Source organism: Ensifer sp. Root423 (assembly GCF_001426275.1).
In the GTDB taxonomy this organism is placed as follows: domain Bacteria; phylum Pseudomonadota; class Alphaproteobacteria; order Rhizobiales; family Rhizobiaceae; genus Ensifer; species Ensifer adhaerens.
This window is the reverse complement of sequence record NZ_LMEG01000001.1, coordinates 740275-758301: the sequence shown is the minus strand read 5'-3', so window position 1 is coordinate 758301 and position 18027 is coordinate 740275. Positions and strand designations below refer to the sequence as shown.

The following is an 18027-nucleotide window of genomic DNA, read 5'->3' as shown; positions in this document are numbered from 1 at the left end:
TCAGCGGGTAACGTTCAGGCCGCCGACTGGCCGTCGTTCTTTTCGGCTGGCAACACCATGTCGTCCGCCGTCTCGAAGCGGTTGCGACCGCGCCGCTTGGCCAGATAGAGCGCTTCGTCCGCAGCCAGCAGCAACTGGCGTGCCGTCAGGCCATGCCGCGGCGCAAAGGCGATGCCGGCGCTGCCGCCGACAACGAGCATTTGGCCGTCGAAAGCGACCGGCGTCTGCGCGTCGGCGATCAGGCCGGCCGTCAGGCTGCGGGCGTCGGCCTCGCTGCAATCGCCGAGAATGACCGCGAATTCGTCACCCCCAAGCCGCGCGACCGTGCCCTTCGGGCCAGCCCGGTTGCGAAAGCGCTCGGCCATGGCCACCAGCACGGCATCGCCGGCGGCGTGGCCGTGGCGATCGTTGACCTCCTTGAATTCATCGAGGTCGGCATAGACGAGCGTGAACGGATGCGTCGATGCCCGCAACAGGGCTGCCGCCAGCATGTCGTCGAAGCCGCTGCGGTTCATCAGCCCCGTCAGGCGATCGTGCTTGGCAAGATGCCGGTTCAGCGCCTCGCTCTGCTGCAGAGCGGCAAAGAGCGTCGAGAACCGCAGCGCCACGAAGGCCATCAGCAGTGCTGCGACGATCGCCATGATAATGACGCTCGGCAACAGCTCCGCGCGGACGAACCCACCGGGCGATTTCGGCACCCAGGCGGCCACGAGACAGGACGAATCGGAGCAGCGCCCGACAGACGCATAGGCACTGCCTGCAGGCCGCTCGTTGAGCGGAACAAAGGCCAGCCCGCGAATACCCAGCCGTGCCGCGATCTCGCGCGTCATTTTCGGCGTGACCGGCCGAACGGCGACCATCAGCACCGGATCGCGCCGTCCCGCCGGAACCACCAATGTCTCGGGGATGACCGCCTGCACCACGGCAACGCTCATGCGCCCGCCGATCTCGCGCAGGTCCACCGCGTGGATGCCGGGCACGGCCGGCATCACGGACTGCGCATCCGGCGTCGTGACATCGAGATTGTAGGTGCCGTCGTTGTTCCTGAGCGCATTGTCGTAGCGGCGCTTGGCTTCGTCTACGAGATCGTCGACCTCGTCGAGCGGCACGCGGGCCACCTCTGCCGGAACCGATGCGCCGTCCTTGAGCGCCGTCGAGACGGTGCGGGCCGGATCCGTGAAGATGATCCAGGAGAAGCCGTAGTCTTCCCAAAGCCAGCCCGAAAGCTCGTCGGCGACGAAACTGTCGCTGACATGCCCCGTCGCCAGCTCCTCGTAGGTCTTGTCCCAGAAGGACACCTGCGCCTGGAACTGAACGACCGCATCCATCTGGTGGCGCAGCTCGTTTGCGACAAGCCGACGCTCGGCCGAAAGGCCGAAGCGATCGGCCTCCGTGACGGATCGGTCGAGGACATAGATGAGGCTTGCAATGATCAGGACCGCGACCAAGGTACAGGCGGCATGGATCGCCCAGACCGTCTTGTCCCGTTTTGCCTGCCGCAACGCCTTTTCCACCACGCCAGTCCCCCTCGTCCGTACCGGCCCTGCCGGGCATACTAGCACTTGTGGAGGTGCGATGCGCAACGATGGCAGCCGATACTGCCGGCACCCTAGCGACCAAAATCGAAGTTTGGCTTAAATAAGCTGGTGATAAAATACTTAACGATTTCAACCGACTGAATCGCCCGACAATCAGCGGTCGCAGCGGGGATCAGGAGAACGCGGGCGACTGCCCGCGCCTCCCTCTGCGTATCCTATTGCGGGGCGGCCGCCGAAGCGCGCAGCAAGGCGACGATCTCCGCATTGCCCTGCTCCAGGGCAAGATCGCGTATCGACGGGCCGGCGGCGCCATCGCGCACGCGTGCATTCGCGCCCCTTTCGAGAAGCAGCCGCACCGTTCCCGCCTGCCCGTTGATCACGGCAAAGGCAAGCGGTGTCATCCAGTCGTGCTGTGGCTCCGGCCTGCCGCGCCCGCGGAACGTGCCGAACGGCGTTTCGATCAGATCCGGCTGCCGGTCGAGGATGTCGGAGAGGCGCGCGGCCACGCCAAAGGACGCAGCTGCGAAGATGTCGAGCGGCTGATCCTTCAGGAAAGTGACCATCGCGTCCTTGCCGTTGTATTTGGCCCAGCCGATCGGCGGTGCATGATGGTAGGGGTCGCGGGCCAAGGGATCGGCGCCGTGATCGAGCAGGCGCCTCGCCATCGCGACATGCCCATGCAGCGCCGCCTCGTGCAACGGCGTGCGCGAGGTCATGCGGTTGACGTCGAAGCCGAGCGCGAGCATCAGCGCCACGGCGTCATGCCGGTCCTCACCCGCCGCCTCGTGCAGGATGGCGGGGTGTGCAGCCTGGGTTCGAGCGACAAGTGTCGGATCCCTATCGACAAGTTCCCTCGCCTCGTCGGCCTTCACTTCCCCAACGGCACGGGCCAGCCGGTCGACATCCTCCAGCGGTGCTTCGGTCGCGCCGCGCGACACGAGGTATTGTGCCAGTGCCGGATCGCCGCCGAGCTCCGCCCATTGATAGGGCGTGCGCCCCTTGATCGGGCGATTGACGTCGGCGCCGTGCGCAACAAGCAGCCGGACGCGATCGGACATGCGTTTTTCCAGTGCCCAGGCAAGCTGATAGTCGAAGACGCGTTCGCCATTTTCGACCAGGCCGCCATCGTTGCGCACCAGCCAGTTGTTGCGGTCGTCGGCATTGAGGCCATGGTCGAGAAGCAGCTGGAGGCAGGAATTGTCCGGTTCGAACATCCGGTTGTAGAGCGCCTGGCTGTCATTGACTCGGGCACCGGCATTAAGCAGCAGCCGCGCAAAGGCAAGGCAATCCGGGTGCGGTGGCTGCCGCTCCGGCCCCGCCTCGCCCTCGCCGAAGACGCCGGTCAAAGCCGTGAAACGATACTGGCCGTCGTCGAGCCAGTAAGCGTTCGGATCGGCCCCGCGCGCAATCAGGCGGGCGCCCGCCGGCAGCGACGAGCGGCCGGGAACGCGGGCATATGCGGCGTAGAGCAACGGCTCCCAGTCGAACGGACCGCCGCGCTTCTCTGCGAGTTTCGGGTCGCGATCGAGAAAGCGGTCGATCGCCGCGGCGTCGCCGAGCGCAGCGGCCACGTGAATGTTGTCCCCGGCAATCTCAGGATGGTCCTTGAGAAGGTCGAGTGCCTGAGCGAACCGCTCGGGATCGGCAGCGACGTCGCCGAAATAGGAGACTGTCGCCAGAGCGAGAAAGCGGTTTGCGACCTGTTCGGTCGACGGCGTGCCGGCCTCGGCTTTCTCCAGATGCCGCTTCAGCCGCGTCCAGCTGGCAAAGCCGAATTCGCGGGCAAGCACCAGCTGGGCATCCTGAAGGCCCATTGCGGTCGGTTCGGAGAAATAGGGAAGCGCCCGCTGTCTTGCACTGGCATCGCCAGCCTTGACGGCCTTCAAAAAGGCCTTGGCCTGCTTGCGGATCGTATCGAGGGTAATATTCGCGGAAAGATCGCGCGTGATCATGAAAGACCTCCTTTCATTCACGTCCGGTATCCGCGCCCACAGACTGAAAAGAGGTGTGGCAACCAAGTTCAGTGAGACAGGTGGGCCTTGCCCTTCCCGCGGATCGGATGCGCCCTGCGAACGACCTCATCGCTAGCATGGCCTCGATATACTTGTCCAGCGCGGTCAGCTTTCCCGTTCGTAGCGGACGAAGGCGAAACGATCGCCCGTGGGCGCCCAGTTGGGAACGTTGATCGTCCCCTGCCCGCCGAAGAGCTCGAACAGGATGCGGGCATTGCCCCCGTCCAGGTCCATCAGCCTCAACCGGACATCGAGATCCCTCGGATGATCGAAGACGTCGCCGTCATAGGAAAGCACAAGCAGATGCTTACCGTCAGGCGACGGATGCGGAAACCAGTCGCCATAGGGGCTGTCGGTGATGCGCGTGACGTCGCTACCGTCCGGGCGGATCCGCCAGATCTGCATCTGGCCGGTACGGCTCGAGTTGAAATAGATCCATTCGCCGTCTGCCGACCAATCGGGCCCGTCGTTGCGGCCCTCCCCATGGGTGAGCCGCCGCTCCTCGCCGCCGTCGACGGAGATCGTATAGATGTCGAAGACCTGGTCGCGGATGCCGCAATAGGTCACCGTGTTCCCGTCGGGCGACCAGCCGTGCCAATAGGAAGGCAGGTTGCGGGTGACGAGCCGCGGCGTGCCGCCTTCGGCCGGCAGCAGGTAGATCGCCGATTTCCCGAACTCGGTCTTGTCGCTGATCGCGATCGTCGTGCCATCCGGGGAGAGGCCGTGGTCGTTGTTGCAGAGCGTCGCAAAACCGGTATCGATCTCCACCGGTTCGGAACCATCGAGGCCAAGCCGATAGAGCCTGCCGTCACCGTTGATGATCAGATGTGAGCCGTCCCGCGACCAGTTCGGTGCCTCGACCAGCCGGTCCGTCTGCCAGACAACCCGCGTTTCACCTGTTGCGATGTCATGGATTTCGACGGAACTGCGCATGCTCTTCTCTCCCGGACGAGGCCGCTATTTCTTGTCTTCACCCGCCGGCAGGGTCGCCAGAACCTTGGAACAGACCGATTGCATCAGAACGGAATTGCGTCGGTCCCGCCAGTCGGTGACCAGACCCCAGGCCAGCAGGAGCAGGATACAGATGAAGGCAACGCCGACGACGGTGAGGCTTCCGGTCGCAAGGCCATAGACCCCAAAGATCGCAGGCGTCGCGAAATAGCCGATCTGCGCCGATAGCTGCCGGCCGGCGGAAACGTCGCTTGCCGACCACAGTCGCAGGAGCCGGATTTCCTCGTCCGTAAAATCTGGACGGCCCTGTCGGCCGTCCGTCTCTTCGGAGAGGATATCCATCGCCTAGCCCCGGTCGCGGAAGCGGTTGGTGATCGGGTAGCGGCGGTCGCGTCCGAAGTTCTTCTTGGTGATCTTGACGCCCGGCGCCGATTGCCGGCGCTTGTATTCGGCGATGTAGAGCAGATGCTCGACCCGGTGTACGGTCACCTCGTCATGGCCGCGGGCGACGATCTCGTCCGTCCCCATTTCCTTTTCCACCAGGCATTCGAGAATGTCGTCGAGCACCGGATAGGGCGGCAGCGAATCCTGGTCCGTCTGGTTGGGACGAAGCTCGGCCGAAGGCGCCTTGTCGATAATGTTCTGCGGAATGACGATGCCGGAAGGACCAAGCGCGCCCGGAGGAACCGTGGTATTGCGCCAGCTCGAGATGGCATAGACCTGCATCTTGTAGAGGTCCTTGATCGGGTTGAAGCCGCCGTTCATGTCGCCATAGAGCGTGGCATAGCCGACCGACATCTCCGACTTGTTGCCCGTGGTCACAACCATCGAGCCGAACTTGTTGGAGATCGCCATCAGGATCGTGCCGCGGGTGCGGCTCTGCAGGTTCTCCTCGGTGATGCCTGATTCCGTGCCTTCGAACGTATCGGAGAGTGCGCTGAGGAACCCTTCGACCGGCTCGGAGATCGGCACGATGTCGTAACGGCAGCCGAGGGCCTCGGCGCATTCCTTGGCGTCCTTCAGCGATTCCTGCGAGGTGTAGCGGTAGGGCAGCATGACCGTGCGCACCCGCTCCTCGCCGAGCGCATCGACGGCGAGCGCTGCGCAAATGGCGGAATCGATACCGCCGGAGAGGCCAAGCACGACATTCTTGAAGCCGTTCTTGTTCACATAGTCGCGGAAGCCGAGCATGCAGGCGCGGTAATCCGCCTCCTCCCGCTCCGGCAGGCGCGACTTCAGGCCGTGCTCGCAATGCCAGCCGCTCTCGCCCTTCTTCCACTCCACGATCGAGATAGCCTCTTCGAACTGGCTCATCTGGAAGGCGAGCGACTTGTCGGTGTTGAAGGCGAAGCTGGCGCCGTCGAAGACCAATTCGTCCTGGCCGCCGAGCTGGTTGGCATAGATCATCGGCAGGCCGGTCTCGATCACCTGCTTCAGCACGACCTGATGGCGCACGTCGACCTTGCCGCGATAATAGGGCGAACCATTCGGCGACAGCAGGATTTCAGCACCGCTTTCGGCCAGCGTCTCGCAGACGCCGAGATCGCCCCAGATGTCCTCGCAGATCGGAATGCCGATGCGCACACCGCGGAAATTGACCGGTCCCGGCATCTCGCCCGGATCGAAGACGCGCTTCTCGTCGAACTCGCCATAGTTCGGCAGATCGACCTTGTCGCGGATCGCGATCACCTTGCCATCGTCGAGTACTGCCACGGCGTTATGTCGGCCGGTCTTCGACAGGCGCGGGAAGCCGATGATGACGCCCGGGCCGCCATCGGCCGTCTCGGCGGCCAGCTTTTCGACGGCCTGGAGGCAGGCCTTGAGAAAGGCCGGCTTCAGAACAAGGTCTTCCGGCGGATAGCCCGAAATGAACAGCTCCGTCAAAAGCAGGAGATCGGCGCCCTGTCGCGCCGCATCGGCGCGCGCCTCACGCGCCTTGGCCAGGTTTCCGGCGATGTCGCCCACGGTCGGATTGAGCTGGGCTACGGCGATACGAAGGAGCGAGGGGGCGTTTTTATGGGCGGTCATGAGCGGGCCTGTCGGTCTGTCCTGAACGATTGCATCTGACTTTCGCAATGTTCTTTAGCGCAATCTGCGGAAAAATACCCACAGCCAATCGCAGCCACGCGAAAAAAACCGAAAACTTCTGTTTTTCCCGGTCCTTATACTGGGCCGTTCGTGCGGCTTCACGCCACGAAAAGCCACCCTCCATTCCCGTTAAGAAACCATTCATCCCCTGTTCAAAATGACGGGCGTATGACAGTTACACGACGCATTTATGAAATTGGAGAATATGTTGGCCAGTATCGATTCCGCTGTCGCGCGAGGCTCACGTGTCTATGCCGATCGACCCGGCTTCGCCGCACGGCACGCCAAGACGCTCGCTTCCACGCGCAGCGCCCTGTTCTCCCTGTTCGTTGCAACTGCCCTTGTCTTCGCCGTTGAACTGATCGTCCGTCAGTCGCTGACCGATACCCTATCCTATGTCCTCGACCCGACGCGCCCGGCGCTGACGACCATCGGCATATTCTTTCTCATTCTGCTCGCTGTCGACGGTATTTTCGGCCGCGAGCACAAGTCCGCCGTGGTGATCGCGCCGCTGGCACTTCTGCCGGCCGTCATCTGCCAGCAGAAGCAGGTGTTCCTGTCCGATCCGCTCTATCCGACCGACTTCCTGTTCGGCCGCCAGATCATGGAGCTGATGCCCGTGCTGGTAAAGGACCGTCCGTGGACGGCGGTCGGCATCGCGGTCGGCCTGGTTGCCACCGTCGTCGCCATCGCCCTCCTGTTGCGCTTTGCCTGGCGGACCTTCCCGAAGCTGACGACCCGCGAGCGTGTCGCCCGCCTCGCCTTCGCGCTGCCGCTGCTCGTCGCCTTCTGGAACATCATGGATTACAACCAGTTCTCCTGGATCCGTGATCGCCTGAAGGTCATCCCGATCATGTGGGACCAGACCGAGAACTATAAGCACAACGGCTTTGCGCTCGCCTTTGCGATCAACCTGCCGATGGCCAATGTCAGCGCGCCCGCCGGCTACATGGCCGACGCGATCGACCGCATTCCGGTGAAGCCGCTTCCCGCCGGCACCTCGCACCGCGGCAAGCCCGACGTCATCGTGCTGATGAGCGAATCCTTCTGGGATCCGACCCGCCTGCCGAACGTCAAGCTGTCGCCCGATCCGATGCCGACGATCCGCGAAATGCAGTCGGGCAACGTCTTCTCGCCGGAGTTCGGCGGCATGACCGCCAATGTCGAGTTCGAGGCGCTGACCGGCTTCTCGAACGCGTTCCTGCCCTACGGCAGCATCCCGTACCAGCAGTACATCCGCAATCCGATCCCGTCGCTTGCCACCTTCTTCCGTGGCGAAGGTTACGTCTCGCGCGCCATCCATCCGTTCCAGAGCTGGTTCTGGAACCGCACCGCCGTCTACAAGGCATTCGGCTTCGACATGTTCAAGTCGGAAGAGAACATGCCGCCGATGCAGAAGCGCGGGATCTTCGCCTCGGACGACTCGCTGACCAACGAGATCATCCGCCAGGCCGACGCGATGGACGACCCGTTCTTCTTCTTCGCCGTCACACTCCAGGGCCATGGCCCCTATGAGGCCAACCGCTACGCCAACAACACCATCAAGGTCGAAGGCGACCTGCCCGAGGCCGACCGCCAGGTGCTTGCCACCTACGCGCAGGGCATCAAGGAGGCTGACGACAGCCTGAAGAAGCTGATGGACTGGGCCAAGAACCGCGATCGCGAAACGGTTATCGTGCTTTTTGGCGACCATCTGCCGCCGCTTAACACCGTCTATACCAGCACCGGTTTCATGAAGGGTGTGACGGCGGAGCGCAAAGGTTCGAAGGAGCAGATGAAGGCGCAGCATGAAACGCCGCTCGTCGTCTGGTCGAACAAGACTGGCCCGAAGAAGAACGTCGGCACCATCAGCCCGGCCTTCCTCTCCTACCAGATCCTCAAGCAGTCCGGTTACGAGCATCCCTACTACACCGGCTTCCTCGGCAAGGTGTATGACCAGTACCGCGTCGTCGACCGCTACATGCTGATCCGCAAGAATGGCAAGGAAGTCGCCGAGTGGTCGCGCCAGCCGAAGGTGCCGGCACTCCTGCGTGACTACCGCTTCCTGCAACACGACATGATGTTCGGCGACCGCTTCTCGACCGACCGGTTCTTCAAGTCACACGCTGATCTCTTCGCCAGCGTCGAAACCCACTGATCGAAGACCGGAGCGGCCAGCAACCGCTCCGGTCCTTGCGGCATTTTCGCGTACCGCCTGATTTCCTTGCGGCGCTGACGCGCTAGATTGTCTCCGGCCAACTCCGGAGATCGCCATGCCGCACTTCAATGACATATCGAAACAGCTTTTCGGCAAGCCGCTCAGCGAGCTCGGAGAGATCGAGCGCCGCATTCTTACCCATGCCCGGGACCGACGCACGCTCGCCACCGATTCACATGCCGCCTTCACGGCACGGCTCTCCTTCGGCGACAGGCTCGCAGACAACATCGCCCGCGTCGGCGGCTCCTGGAGCTTCATCATCGGCTTCTGCGGCTTTCTCGTCTTCTGGGTTTTGCTGAACACCATTCTGCTCGCCACCGGCGCCTTCGATCCCTACCCCTATATCTTCCTCAACCTGATGCTTTCGATGCTCGCCGCGCTGCAGGCGCCGGTCATCATGATGTCGCAGAACCGCCAGGCGGAGCGCGACCGCTTCGCTGCCTCGAAGGACTACGAAGTCAATCTCAAGTCGGAAGTCGAATTGATCGCACTGCATCACAAGGTCGACGACGTGTTGCTGCGCGAGATCTCCGAATTGCGCGCGGACCTGGCGACGCTCAACCGGCAGCTCGAACGCTATCGCACGCCCCCCGGACAGGAGTGACCGGACCCCGGCCGAACCGGGACGATGCGCTGACGATAGGCAAGCCGGCCCTCGCGCAGATTTCGGCGCCCGGACGCGGACGCGCGCAGCCGCCGCGACAGGGCGAAAACTAGCTCATTATCATAAATACTAATTCAACTGTGAATACACATTTTGCAACATTCGCGAAATGCATTGGGATTCAACAACTTATCGGAGTATGAAAAAATTAATATTTGAGGATCACGTTATGGGTGCAGGGACATTCGAGAAATACAGCAACGTGGGTACGCGGAGATGCTGCAATGTCCAACTTCAAGCGCCTGTTAGGCGGCCGGGACGGGGCCGCTGCGATCGAATTTGCAATAATAGCACCACTCTTCTTCATGTGCGTGCTGACCCTGATCGCCTATGGCGTCTATCTCAGTGCCGCCCATTCCATTCAGCAGATTGCTGCCGATGCCGCCCGCACAGCCATCGCCGGCCTCTCCCAAACCGAGCGTGAACGGCTCGCGACCGACTATATCCGTCGCACGACGATGGATCAGGCCTTCATCAAGTCGTCGCGCATGACCGTCACCGTCAGGGACGACGCCAACAACGCAAACCAGTTCACCGTCCGGATCAAATACGACGCCGGCGACCTGCCGATCTTCAACCTGTTCACATTCGCCATGCCGAGCGAACAGATCGAGCGCTTCGCAACCATCCGCATCGGAGGGGTCTGATATGCTGTGGAAACCCATGCGCTCCCTCGCCCGAGCCCGTAGCGGCAATATCGGTATCTCGGCCGCCCTGGCCATGCCGTTGGTGATCACGTCCATGGCCCTTGCGATCGACTACGGCTACCTGACCGTCCAGAAGCGTGAAATGCAGTCTTCGGTCGATCTCGCTGCGATCGCGGCAGCGGCCAACGTCTCCGCCGCCGAGAAGGCCGTGCTCAACCACTTCGCCAACAATGGCCTGAACTACGGCGTATCGACGCCGAACGGTTTGTTGACCATCGACGGCAAGACCCTGCCGCCCGGTGACATCAGCACCGCCAAGCTTGATGGCGTCGCGACCGTAGCGCGCGGGCGCTACGTCCCCGATCCGTCGGTCGATGCCGGCCAGCGCTTTATCAAGGACGCCACGCCCACGGACGCCGTGCAGGTGATGCTCGAAAGGAAGGGCGACATCTTCCTCGCCTCGATCTTCAGCGCCCCGCCGGACCTCAGCGTCTACGGCACGGCGGCGAGTTCGAAAATCGCGGCCTTCTCCGTCGGCTCCCGTCTTGCAAGCCTCAATGATGGGCTGCTCAACTCCATCCTCGGGCAGATGCTCGGAACGACGATCTCGCTCAAGATCATGGATTACCAGGCGCTCATCGACGCCGACATCGATATCCAGCCGTTCCTGAAGATCATTGCGACCAGGCTCAACCTGACGGCGGCGTCCTATGAAGACGTACTCAAGGCAAACCTGACGATGCCGCAGCTGCTTGCCTCCATGCGGCTCGTCCAGGGCCTGTCCGGAACGGTCACGGCCGCACTCAAGAGCATCGAGCTTTCGACCTCGAACGACAAGCGCACCTTCACCTTGGCGCAAATCCTCAACCTCGATCCGAAGAAGAGCCTGCAGGTCGACGCTGGCTCCGATTGGGCGATGCGCGTAAGCGCGCTGCAGATCGTGTCGGCGGCTGCAGCCATCGCCAATGGCGAAAACCAGATCGCCCTCAATGCCGTGGCCGGCCTTCCGGGGATCGCATCTGCCAAGGTCAAGCTTGCGATCGGCGAGCCGCCCGTCGAAACGCCAAGCCACCGCCTCGGCACGCCTGGCGCAGCAATACGCACCGCCCAGACCCGCCTTGCCGTCGAAGTCAACGTCGATGGCCTGGCCGCCCTTGCCGGCATTCGCATCCGACTGCCGATCTATGTCGAACTCGCCTATGCGGAAGCCAAGCTCGCCGACATCAGGTGCTATGGCGGCACGCCCGAAAATGCTTCGGTCAGCGTCGATGCCGTGCCCGGCATTGCCGAAATCGCCATCGGCGACGTCGATCCGGCGGTCCTGTCCAACTTCTCGTCAGACGCGCGGGTACAAAGAGCCAAACTCGTGGACGCCCTGGTGGTCAAGATCGATGCGCTGGCCCATGTCGAGGCGCAAAACCTCAAGCCGACGCGCCTGAGCTTCAGCCCGTCCGAGGTCGCGGCCCGGTCGATCAAGACGGTCTCGACCAAGGACATCCTGACCTCGACGACGCAAACGCTCCTCAACAATCTCGACCTGAACATACAGGTCCTGTTCCTGACGCTCGGCAGCCCGACCATCGTGCAGCAGGCATTGGCCCAAACGCTCGGAGCCGTCACCAAGCCGGTCGACGATCTGCTCTACAACCTTTTGCTGCTCGTCGGCGTACGGGTCGGCGAGGCCGATGTCCGCGTCACCGGCGTCAAGTGCCAGTCTCCGGTCCTCGTGCAGTAGACCCGTTCAAACGGGGCGTTCGACGGCCACCGTCAACGCCCCGTTGAACAAATTCGGTTGCTGACACGTTATGCACAAGGTAGCCCTAGTAAAAGGAATGCAGCTGAGCGCGGCTGGCCGGCGGGGCACCGAGAGTGCCCTTCACTTGGCGGGCCGCGCAAGCATTGGGGGTATGCGCAGCAGATGCATGTGATGGCAGAGCAGGAAGGCGCAGCGCGGGATGGCTCGCTCGCCTTCACCGCGGAAGGTTTTCTTTGTCATCCGGAGTTACGCAACGTGCTCCAGGCGAGCGCGCGCGATCTGATGGCGGCCTACGACATGTTTCCCCGCATCGCTCGCCTTGTCGCCTCCCACCAGAAATGGACGCTCAGCCAGGCCGTCTACGCCCTGCACCTCGAGCGTGAGCCCGGCAACCCCGAAACGGGAGTTACGACCGCCCGCCTTCTCAAGTTCATCCATGAGACCGGCGGCGCCAGCCGCAATACCGCCGCTGCCTTCATCGCCGAACTGCTGACCTACAAGCTTTTGCGCGACGCGGAGGGCGGCCGGGGTCGCAAGAAGATCCGTCCGCTAGAGCCGACCGAAATCAGCGAAGGCGCCATGCTGCGCTGGTTCATGAGCCAGATGGGAACGCTCGATCGCTTCGACGGCCAAGGCCGTGTCGCCCGCGTCGAAGCCGACCGCACGGTTTTCGAACGGGCTCAGCCGATCGCCGCCCGCCTGCTGCTTTCGGATCGCCGGTGGACCCAGCCGCCGGAAGGTGTCGCGGCTTTCGTCTGGACCGAGTGCGGTGGCCTCCTGCTCGACGATCTCATGGCGCGGCCGAAGAGCCTTGAGCCTGTTAATGGTAAAGTCTGGCTGGAGGCGAACCTCTCGGATCTCGCCACGCATTACATGATCTCGAACACCCATATCCGGCGCATCTTCACGCGGGCCCAGGATCTCGGCTTGCTTGGAAGAGCCGATGAGGGGCAGCGCGGCCTGTTCTGGTTGAGTGAGCGGCTGATCGAGGAATATTGCCAATGGCAGGCAGTTAAGCTTGCCGGCCTTGCCAACGGCTTCGAGCAGGCCGAGCGACAGGCGGCAAACCCGCCGGCCTGAACCTCAGACGCGGCCGGCTGCGAATTTCGGCAGGTCGTCCTTGATCTCGTAGAAATCGCCCTGATCTTCGCAGAAGATATGGTAGCCCGGCTTCAGCACCGTCGGCTTGTCAAAGGCGCCCGCGAGGATCGACGTGTAATCCGAACCGTCCGCCTTCCAGAACAGCGCTGACCCGCATTGCCGGCAAAAGCCCCGGCTGGCGCTGTCACTGGCCCTGTACCAGGTTACGTTTTCCGCGCCCTTCAGCTCGAAGTCCTGGTCCTGCACGTTGGTGGCGGCGTAATAGAGCCCGGTCTGCTTCCGGCATTGGCTGCAGTGGCAGAAGATCAGCTCGCGCAGCTCGCCGCGCGCTTTGAAGCGAATGGTGCCACAAAGGCAGCCCCCGTGATGAATGTCCTGCATTGCCCCTCCCCAAGTTCATGACCCCTCGATCCTGCCATGGAGCGTGCCGACGCAAGCCACAGCCCGCGCCGCGCCCTGCTCCAGACACGAAAATGCCGGGCCAGCTTCCAGAGCCGGCCCGGCATTGTCAAATTCAAAGCATCCAAGCGACGTTCAGAAAACCTGAACAATGCCAGAGATTTAGATCAGCCGTTGACGACCATCTTCTTCTCGTCGCGGCCGCCCTTCATGCGTTCGGCGAGCAGGAAGGCGAGTTCCAGCGCCTGGTCCGCGTTGAGGCGCGGATCGCAATGGGTGTGGTAACGGTCGGCGAGATCGTCGCCCGAAAGCGCACGCGCACCGCCGGTGCATTCCGTCACGTCGTTGCCGGTCATCTCGATATGGATGCCGCCCGGGTGCGAACCCTCGGCGCGGTGGATCTGGAAGAAGCTCTCCACTTCCGACAGGATCCGCTCGAACGGACGGGTCTTGTAGTTGTTGAGCGTGATCGTGTTGCCGTGCATCGGGTCGCAGGACCAGACCACCTTCTTGCCTTCGCGCTCGACCGCACGGATGAGGCGCGGCAGATGCTCGGCCACCTTGTCATGGCCGAAACGGCAGATGAGCGTCAGGCGGCCGGCTTCGTTGGCCGGGTTCAGAAGGTCGATCAGCTCCAGCAGGCCATCGGCCGTCAGCGACGGACCGCACTTGAGGCCGAGCGGGTTCTTGATGCCGCGGCAGTATTCGATATGCGCATGGTCAGGCTGGCGGGTACGGTCGCCGATCCAGATCATGTGGCCGGACGTGGCGTACCAGTCGCCCGAGGTCGAGTCGACGCGCGTCAACGCCTGCTCGTAGCCGAGCAGCAGCGCCTCGTGGCTGGTGAAGAAATCGGTCTCGCGCAGGCTCGGGTGGTTTTCCGAGGTGATGCCGATCGCCTTCATGAAGTCCATGGTCTCGGAGATGCGGTCCGCAAGCTTGCGGTAGCGTTCCGCCTGCGGGCTGTCCTTGACGAAGCCGAGCATCCACTGGTGCACGTTGTCGAGGTTGGCATAGCCGCCCATCGCAAACGCGCGCAGAAGGTTCAGCGTCGCAGCCGACTGGCGGTAAGCCATGATCTGGCGCTCCGGGTTCGGAATGCGCGCTTCCTCGGTGAACTCGATGCCGTTGATGATGTCGCCGCGGTAGGACGGAAGCGTCACGTCACCCTGCTTCTCGATACCCGAGGAGCGGGGCTTGGCGAACTGGCCGGCGATACGGCCGACCTTGACCACCGGCTGCTGTGCACCGAACGTCAGAACGACGGCCATCTGCAGGAAGGCGCGGAAAAAGTCGCGGATCGTGTCAGCGCCGTGCTCGGCAAAGCTCTCGGCGCAGTCGCCGCCCTGCAGCAGGAAGCCGCGGCCTTCGGCGACATTGGCGAGGGCACTCTTCAGACGACGGGCTTCGCCCGCAAACACCAGCGGCGGATACTTCGCGAGGCGCGCTTCGGTCGCCTCAAGCGCTGCCAGGTCCGGATATTCCGGCACCTGCTGGATGGGTTTCTGCCGCCAGCTGTTTGGAGTCCAAGTCTGTGCCATTTCGATCACCTGTTGTCTGCCGCGGATCCAACCGCGCGGGTCACGCCCTGACGGCCAATGGCGGCCGCCCGGTATTCTGAAATTTCACTCAACATCCGCTCGCCCTGCCCCGGTCACTTGGCCAAGCCTCGTGCCCGCCCAGCCGGAAACGCCGCGGAATGCGGGCTTATAGACGTTAAGGAAACGCTTGGAAAGCCATCCTACCAGAATTCATTGCTTTGCAGGGCGCCCGGGGCGCAACGATATTTCCGCGGAGCGCACGATCCCGAAAGTCCTGCTCCCTATATCGAAAGAACGCTGCGCAGTTTCAATGGGATAGTGGCATCCCTGATGCTACAGCCGCCGCCAAGATAGGCGACAGATTGTTCAGCGATCGTGCCCGGCGGCTTGCGGCCGGCAATGGCTGGCCCTCACGTCCCAGCGCGCGCGTGTGCGTTCGGTGAGTGGCGCATCGGAACGCGTCAAGCGCGCGTCCGATCTGCGCCGGTTAAGCAGAAAAGAGAAGGCCGGCAGCACCCAGTGCAGGCCACGCCACTCCGGTCCGTCGAGCGGATCATCCAAGCCGTTGCGTGACCCGCGGCGACGTTCACGCTGCAGAACCGTCCACATGACCGCCCAATGTTCAAACATGGTCTCGCCTCCTTTGCCTTGAGACAATCGGAGACCTAATGTCTTCGCCGGCAGCGTTGTAGGCGCACCGTTGAAAGACGTCTTTCATCCGCGAACGGAAGTCAGGGCGGACGACCCGCGCTACTACGAGACAATGACCGCCATGGAGTGCTTATGGCCGAGGCAGCCTGGGACGATTTGAAACTCTTTTATCACGTTGCGACCGAGGGTGGCTTGAGCGGGGCTGCCACGCGAACGGGGTTGAGCGCGCCGACCATCGGCCGCCGCATGCTCGCGCTCGAGCGAGCGACCGGCAGGGCACTCTTCATCCGCAGCCAGCAAGGCTACCGCCTCGCCCACGATGGCCAGATCCTGCTCGAACATGTCCGTGCCATGCGGAATGCCGCCGCAAATATCTCCGATTGGCACCGCGACGCCTTCGCGCTGCCGATCGTCTCAGTCGCAAGCGACGCCTGGGTCGCGGGCTTCGTGGCCGATCATTCAACCGACATCCGCGGCTCGGGCGACGGCTTTCGCTTTTGCTGCAAACATGCGCACCGCGGCCTCGACCTGACCTTCAGAGAGGCCGATGTGGCCGTCCTGTACGAACAGCCCCGCTCCGGCAACGTGGCAGTGCGCCGCTCGGTGAACATCGCCTATGCCGTCTATCGCGCTGGCAACATGCCGGAGCGCGAGGACTTTCCCTGGATATCGATTGGCACCGAAGTTGCCAGCTCGCCGGCTGAAAAATGGGTCTTTGAAAACCGCGAGCAGCAGATCCATACGTGGACCGACAGTGCCGCTCTTCTCGTGCGGCTGATCCGCAATGGCGCCGGCCGCGGCGTCCTGCCCGCCTTCGTCGGCGAAGGTGATCCATTCCTGAAGCGCGAAGGCGAATTGATCGAGGGCCTGACGCATCCGTTGTGGATCGCGGCAAACGACGACGACCGGCGCCGTCCGGAGGTCCGGACGGTCATCGATCGTCTCGCCGATCTTTTCAAACGCGAGGAGGCGCGGTTTGCAGGAGCTTCCGCCTGAGGCGGCTCAGACCCGCTCGCCCTTGCGGATGCGATAGGACGGCGAATACATCGTTACCAATTCTTCCGCCGCCGTCGGGTGCACCGCCATCGTCCGGTCGAAATCGTCCTTGGTGCAGCCGGCCTTCAGCGAAATGCCGAGCAGCTGCGCCATTTCGCCGGCGTCGTGACCGAGGATATGGGCGCCGAGCACCTTGCGGTCGGCGGCATTGACGATCAGTTTCATGATCATCTTTTCCTTGCGGCCCGAAAGCGTCGCCTTCATCGGCCTGAACTCGGCGCGGTAGACTTCGAGTTCGTCGAACCGGCGCGTCGCTTCCTCTTCGGTCAGGCCGACGGTACCGATTTCCGGCTGCGAGAAGACGGCAGTTGCGATCAAGTCGTGGTCCGGCGACACCGGATTGTTCTTGTACTCGGTCTCGATGAAGCACATCGCCTCATGGATCGCGACCGGCGTCAGCTGAACGCGGTCCGTCACATCGCCAAGCGCATAGATGCCGGGCGCGCTGGTGCGCGAGAAGGCGTCGACGATGATGGCGCCGCGCTCGTCCGTCTTGACGCCGGCGGCCTCCAGGCCGAGACCTCTGGTGTTCGGCACACGCCCGAGCGCCAGCATGACCTGGTCGGCGACGATGTCGCCGTGCTTCATCGTGTGCGCGACGCGCTTGCCGTCGGCGTCGAGCGCAACGGACTGGATGATGTCCTCGCAAAGGATGCGGATGCCCTTCTCCTCCATCGCGACGTGCAGCCCGCGGCGCAGGTCATGGTCGAACCGCGAGAGAATTTCCTTGCCGCGATAGATCAGCGTCGTCTCGACGCCGAGGCCGTGGAAGACATTGGCGAACTCGACGGCGATGTAGCCGCCGCCGGCGATCAGGATCGACTTCGGCAGTTCCGCAAGGTCGAAGGCTTCGTTGGAGGAAATGCAGTGCTCGTGGCCGGGCAGCGCGTCATGCGGGGTCGGATGACCTCCGACGGCAATGACGATGCGTTCGGCCGTTACCGTCCTGCCGCTGTCGAGCAGGCGAACCGTGTTCGGGCCGACGAGCTCGGCGCGCGTATGCAGGATTTCGGCGCCCGCATTGTTGAGGCCCTTCTGGTAGAGCCCTTCGAGCCGGGTGATTTCCTGCTCCTTGGCGGCGACCAGCTTCTTCCAGTCGAACGTGCTTTCGCCGACCGTCCAGCCGAAGCCCGCTGCATCTTCGAAGTGCTCGGAAAACTGCGACGCGTAGACATAAAGCTTCTTCGGAACGCAGCCGCGGATAACGCAGGTGCCGCCATAGCGAAACTCTTCCGCGATCGCGACCTTCTTGCCGAGGCTTGCTGCAAGGCGCCCGCTGCGCACGCCGCCCGAACCGCCGCCGATTACGAAAAGGTCATAGTCGAAAGCGGGCATGGGCAGTCTCCTGAAAGCAAGCGGGCCGAAATGGCGATCTGAAAAGCGCGCCGAACGATCCTGGGCCGACACGCAACCGGGCGCAGCCGAT

General features: G+C 63.0%; 15 protein-coding genes. 6 read left to right on the top strand and 9 right to left on the bottom strand.

Annotated features, from left to right (window positions below; all coding sequences use genetic code 11):
- Positions 1–14: 14 nt before the first annotated feature.
- The 5 genes from ASD01_RS03770 to ASD01_RS03750 form a co-directional block, all read right to left on the bottom strand.
- The gene (locus ASD01_RS03770; RefSeq protein ID WP_060643554.1) at positions 15–1517 is read right to left on the bottom strand and encodes a diguanylate cyclase domain-containing protein; all 1503 of its coding nucleotides are present in this window, start codon (positions 1515–1517) and stop codon (positions 15–17) included.
- Between the two features lie 236 nt (positions 1518–1753).
- On the bottom strand, positions 1754–3490 hold the full coding sequence (locus ASD01_RS03765; RefSeq protein WP_034795064.1) for an ankyrin repeat domain-containing protein: 1737 nt from the start codon (positions 3488–3490) through the stop codon (positions 1754–1756).
- A gap of 165 nt (positions 3491–3655) precedes the next feature.
- Positions 3656–4483 carry a TolB family protein gene (locus ASD01_RS03760; RefSeq protein WP_034795067.1) on the bottom strand — a complete coding sequence of 276 codons (828 nt, stop codon included), beginning with the start codon at positions 4481–4483 and terminating at the stop codon, positions 3656–3658.
- A 24-nt stretch (positions 4484–4507) separates the two neighbouring features.
- Positions 4508–4843, bottom strand: coding sequence for a hypothetical protein (locus tag ASD01_RS03755; RefSeq protein WP_034795070.1), 336 nt, complete (start codon positions 4841–4843; stop codon positions 4508–4510).
- Positions 4844–4846: 3 nt separating this feature from the next.
- The gene (locus ASD01_RS03750; RefSeq protein WP_034795073.1) at positions 4847–6529 is read right to left on the bottom strand and encodes an NAD+ synthase; all 1683 of its coding nucleotides are present in this window, start codon (positions 6527–6529) and stop codon (positions 4847–4849) included.
- Between the two features lie 268 nt (positions 6530–6797).
- Here ASD01_RS03750 and ASD01_RS03745 point away from each other — a divergent pair, with 268 nt between their 5' ends.
- The 5 genes from ASD01_RS03745 to ASD01_RS03725 all read left to right on the top strand — a co-directional run bounded on the left by ASD01_RS03745 (position 6798) and on the right by ASD01_RS03725 (position 12933).
- Complete coding sequence (locus ASD01_RS03745; RefSeq protein ID WP_082572785.1) at positions 6798–8726, top strand: LTA synthase family protein; 1929 nt, start codon at positions 6798–6800, stop codon at positions 8724–8726.
- Between the two features lie 115 nt (positions 8727–8841).
- Positions 8842–9390, top strand: coding sequence for a DUF1003 domain-containing protein (locus tag ASD01_RS03740; protein ID WP_034795080.1), 549 nt, complete (start codon positions 8842–8844; stop codon positions 9388–9390).
- Positions 9391–9674: 284 nt separating this feature from the next.
- Complete coding sequence (locus tag ASD01_RS03735) at positions 9675–10097, top strand: TadE/TadG family type IV pilus assembly protein (RefSeq protein ID WP_034795083.1); 423 nt, start codon at positions 9675–9677, stop codon at positions 10095–10097.
- A gap of 1 nt (position 10098) precedes the next feature.
- On the top strand, positions 10099–11832 hold the full coding sequence (locus tag ASD01_RS03730; RefSeq protein ID WP_234798739.1) for a TadG family pilus assembly protein: 1734 nt from the start codon (positions 10099–10101) through the stop codon (positions 11830–11832).
- Positions 11833–12015: 183 nt separating this feature from the next.
- Entirely contained in the window at positions 12016–12933 is a 918-nt protein-coding gene (locus ASD01_RS03725; RefSeq protein ID WP_060528792.1) for a hypothetical protein, read from the top strand.
- Between the two features lie 3 nt (positions 12934–12936).
- Here ASD01_RS03725 and ASD01_RS03720 read toward each other — a convergent pair whose 3' ends face one another.
- The 3 genes from ASD01_RS03720 to ASD01_RS03710 all read right to left on the bottom strand — a co-directional run bounded on the left by ASD01_RS03720 (position 12937) and on the right by ASD01_RS03710 (position 15524).
- Positions 12937–13335 (bottom strand): GFA family protein, encoded by a 399-nt coding sequence (locus ASD01_RS03720; RefSeq protein ID WP_060520690.1) that lies wholly within the window; start codon positions 13333–13335, stop codon positions 12937–12939.
- Between the two features lie 185 nt (positions 13336–13520).
- Positions 13521–14894: a class II 3-deoxy-7-phosphoheptulonate synthase gene (locus ASD01_RS03715; protein ID WP_034795289.1), complete on the bottom strand. Its 1374-nt coding sequence runs from the start codon at positions 14892–14894 to the stop codon at positions 13521–13523.
- Positions 14895–15260: 366 nt separating this feature from the next.
- Entirely contained in the window at positions 15261–15524 is a 264-nt protein-coding gene (locus tag ASD01_RS03710; protein ID WP_034795092.1) for a hypothetical protein, read from the bottom strand.
- Between the two features lie 153 nt (positions 15525–15677).
- Between ASD01_RS03710 and ASD01_RS03705 the strand changes: the two genes are divergently transcribed.
- Positions 15678–16541, top strand: a complete 864-nt coding sequence (locus ASD01_RS03705; protein ID WP_060520688.1) for a LysR family transcriptional regulator — start codon at positions 15678–15680, stop codon at positions 16539–16541.
- A 6-nt stretch (positions 16542–16547) separates the two neighbouring features.
- Here ASD01_RS03705 and gor read toward each other — a convergent pair whose 3' ends face one another.
- A complete protein-coding gene (gene gor, locus ASD01_RS03700) occupies positions 16548–17936 on the bottom strand; it encodes a glutathione-disulfide reductase (RefSeq protein WP_060643553.1) in 1389 nt (462 codons plus the stop codon).
- Between the last annotated feature and the right edge of the window lie 91 nt (positions 17937–18027).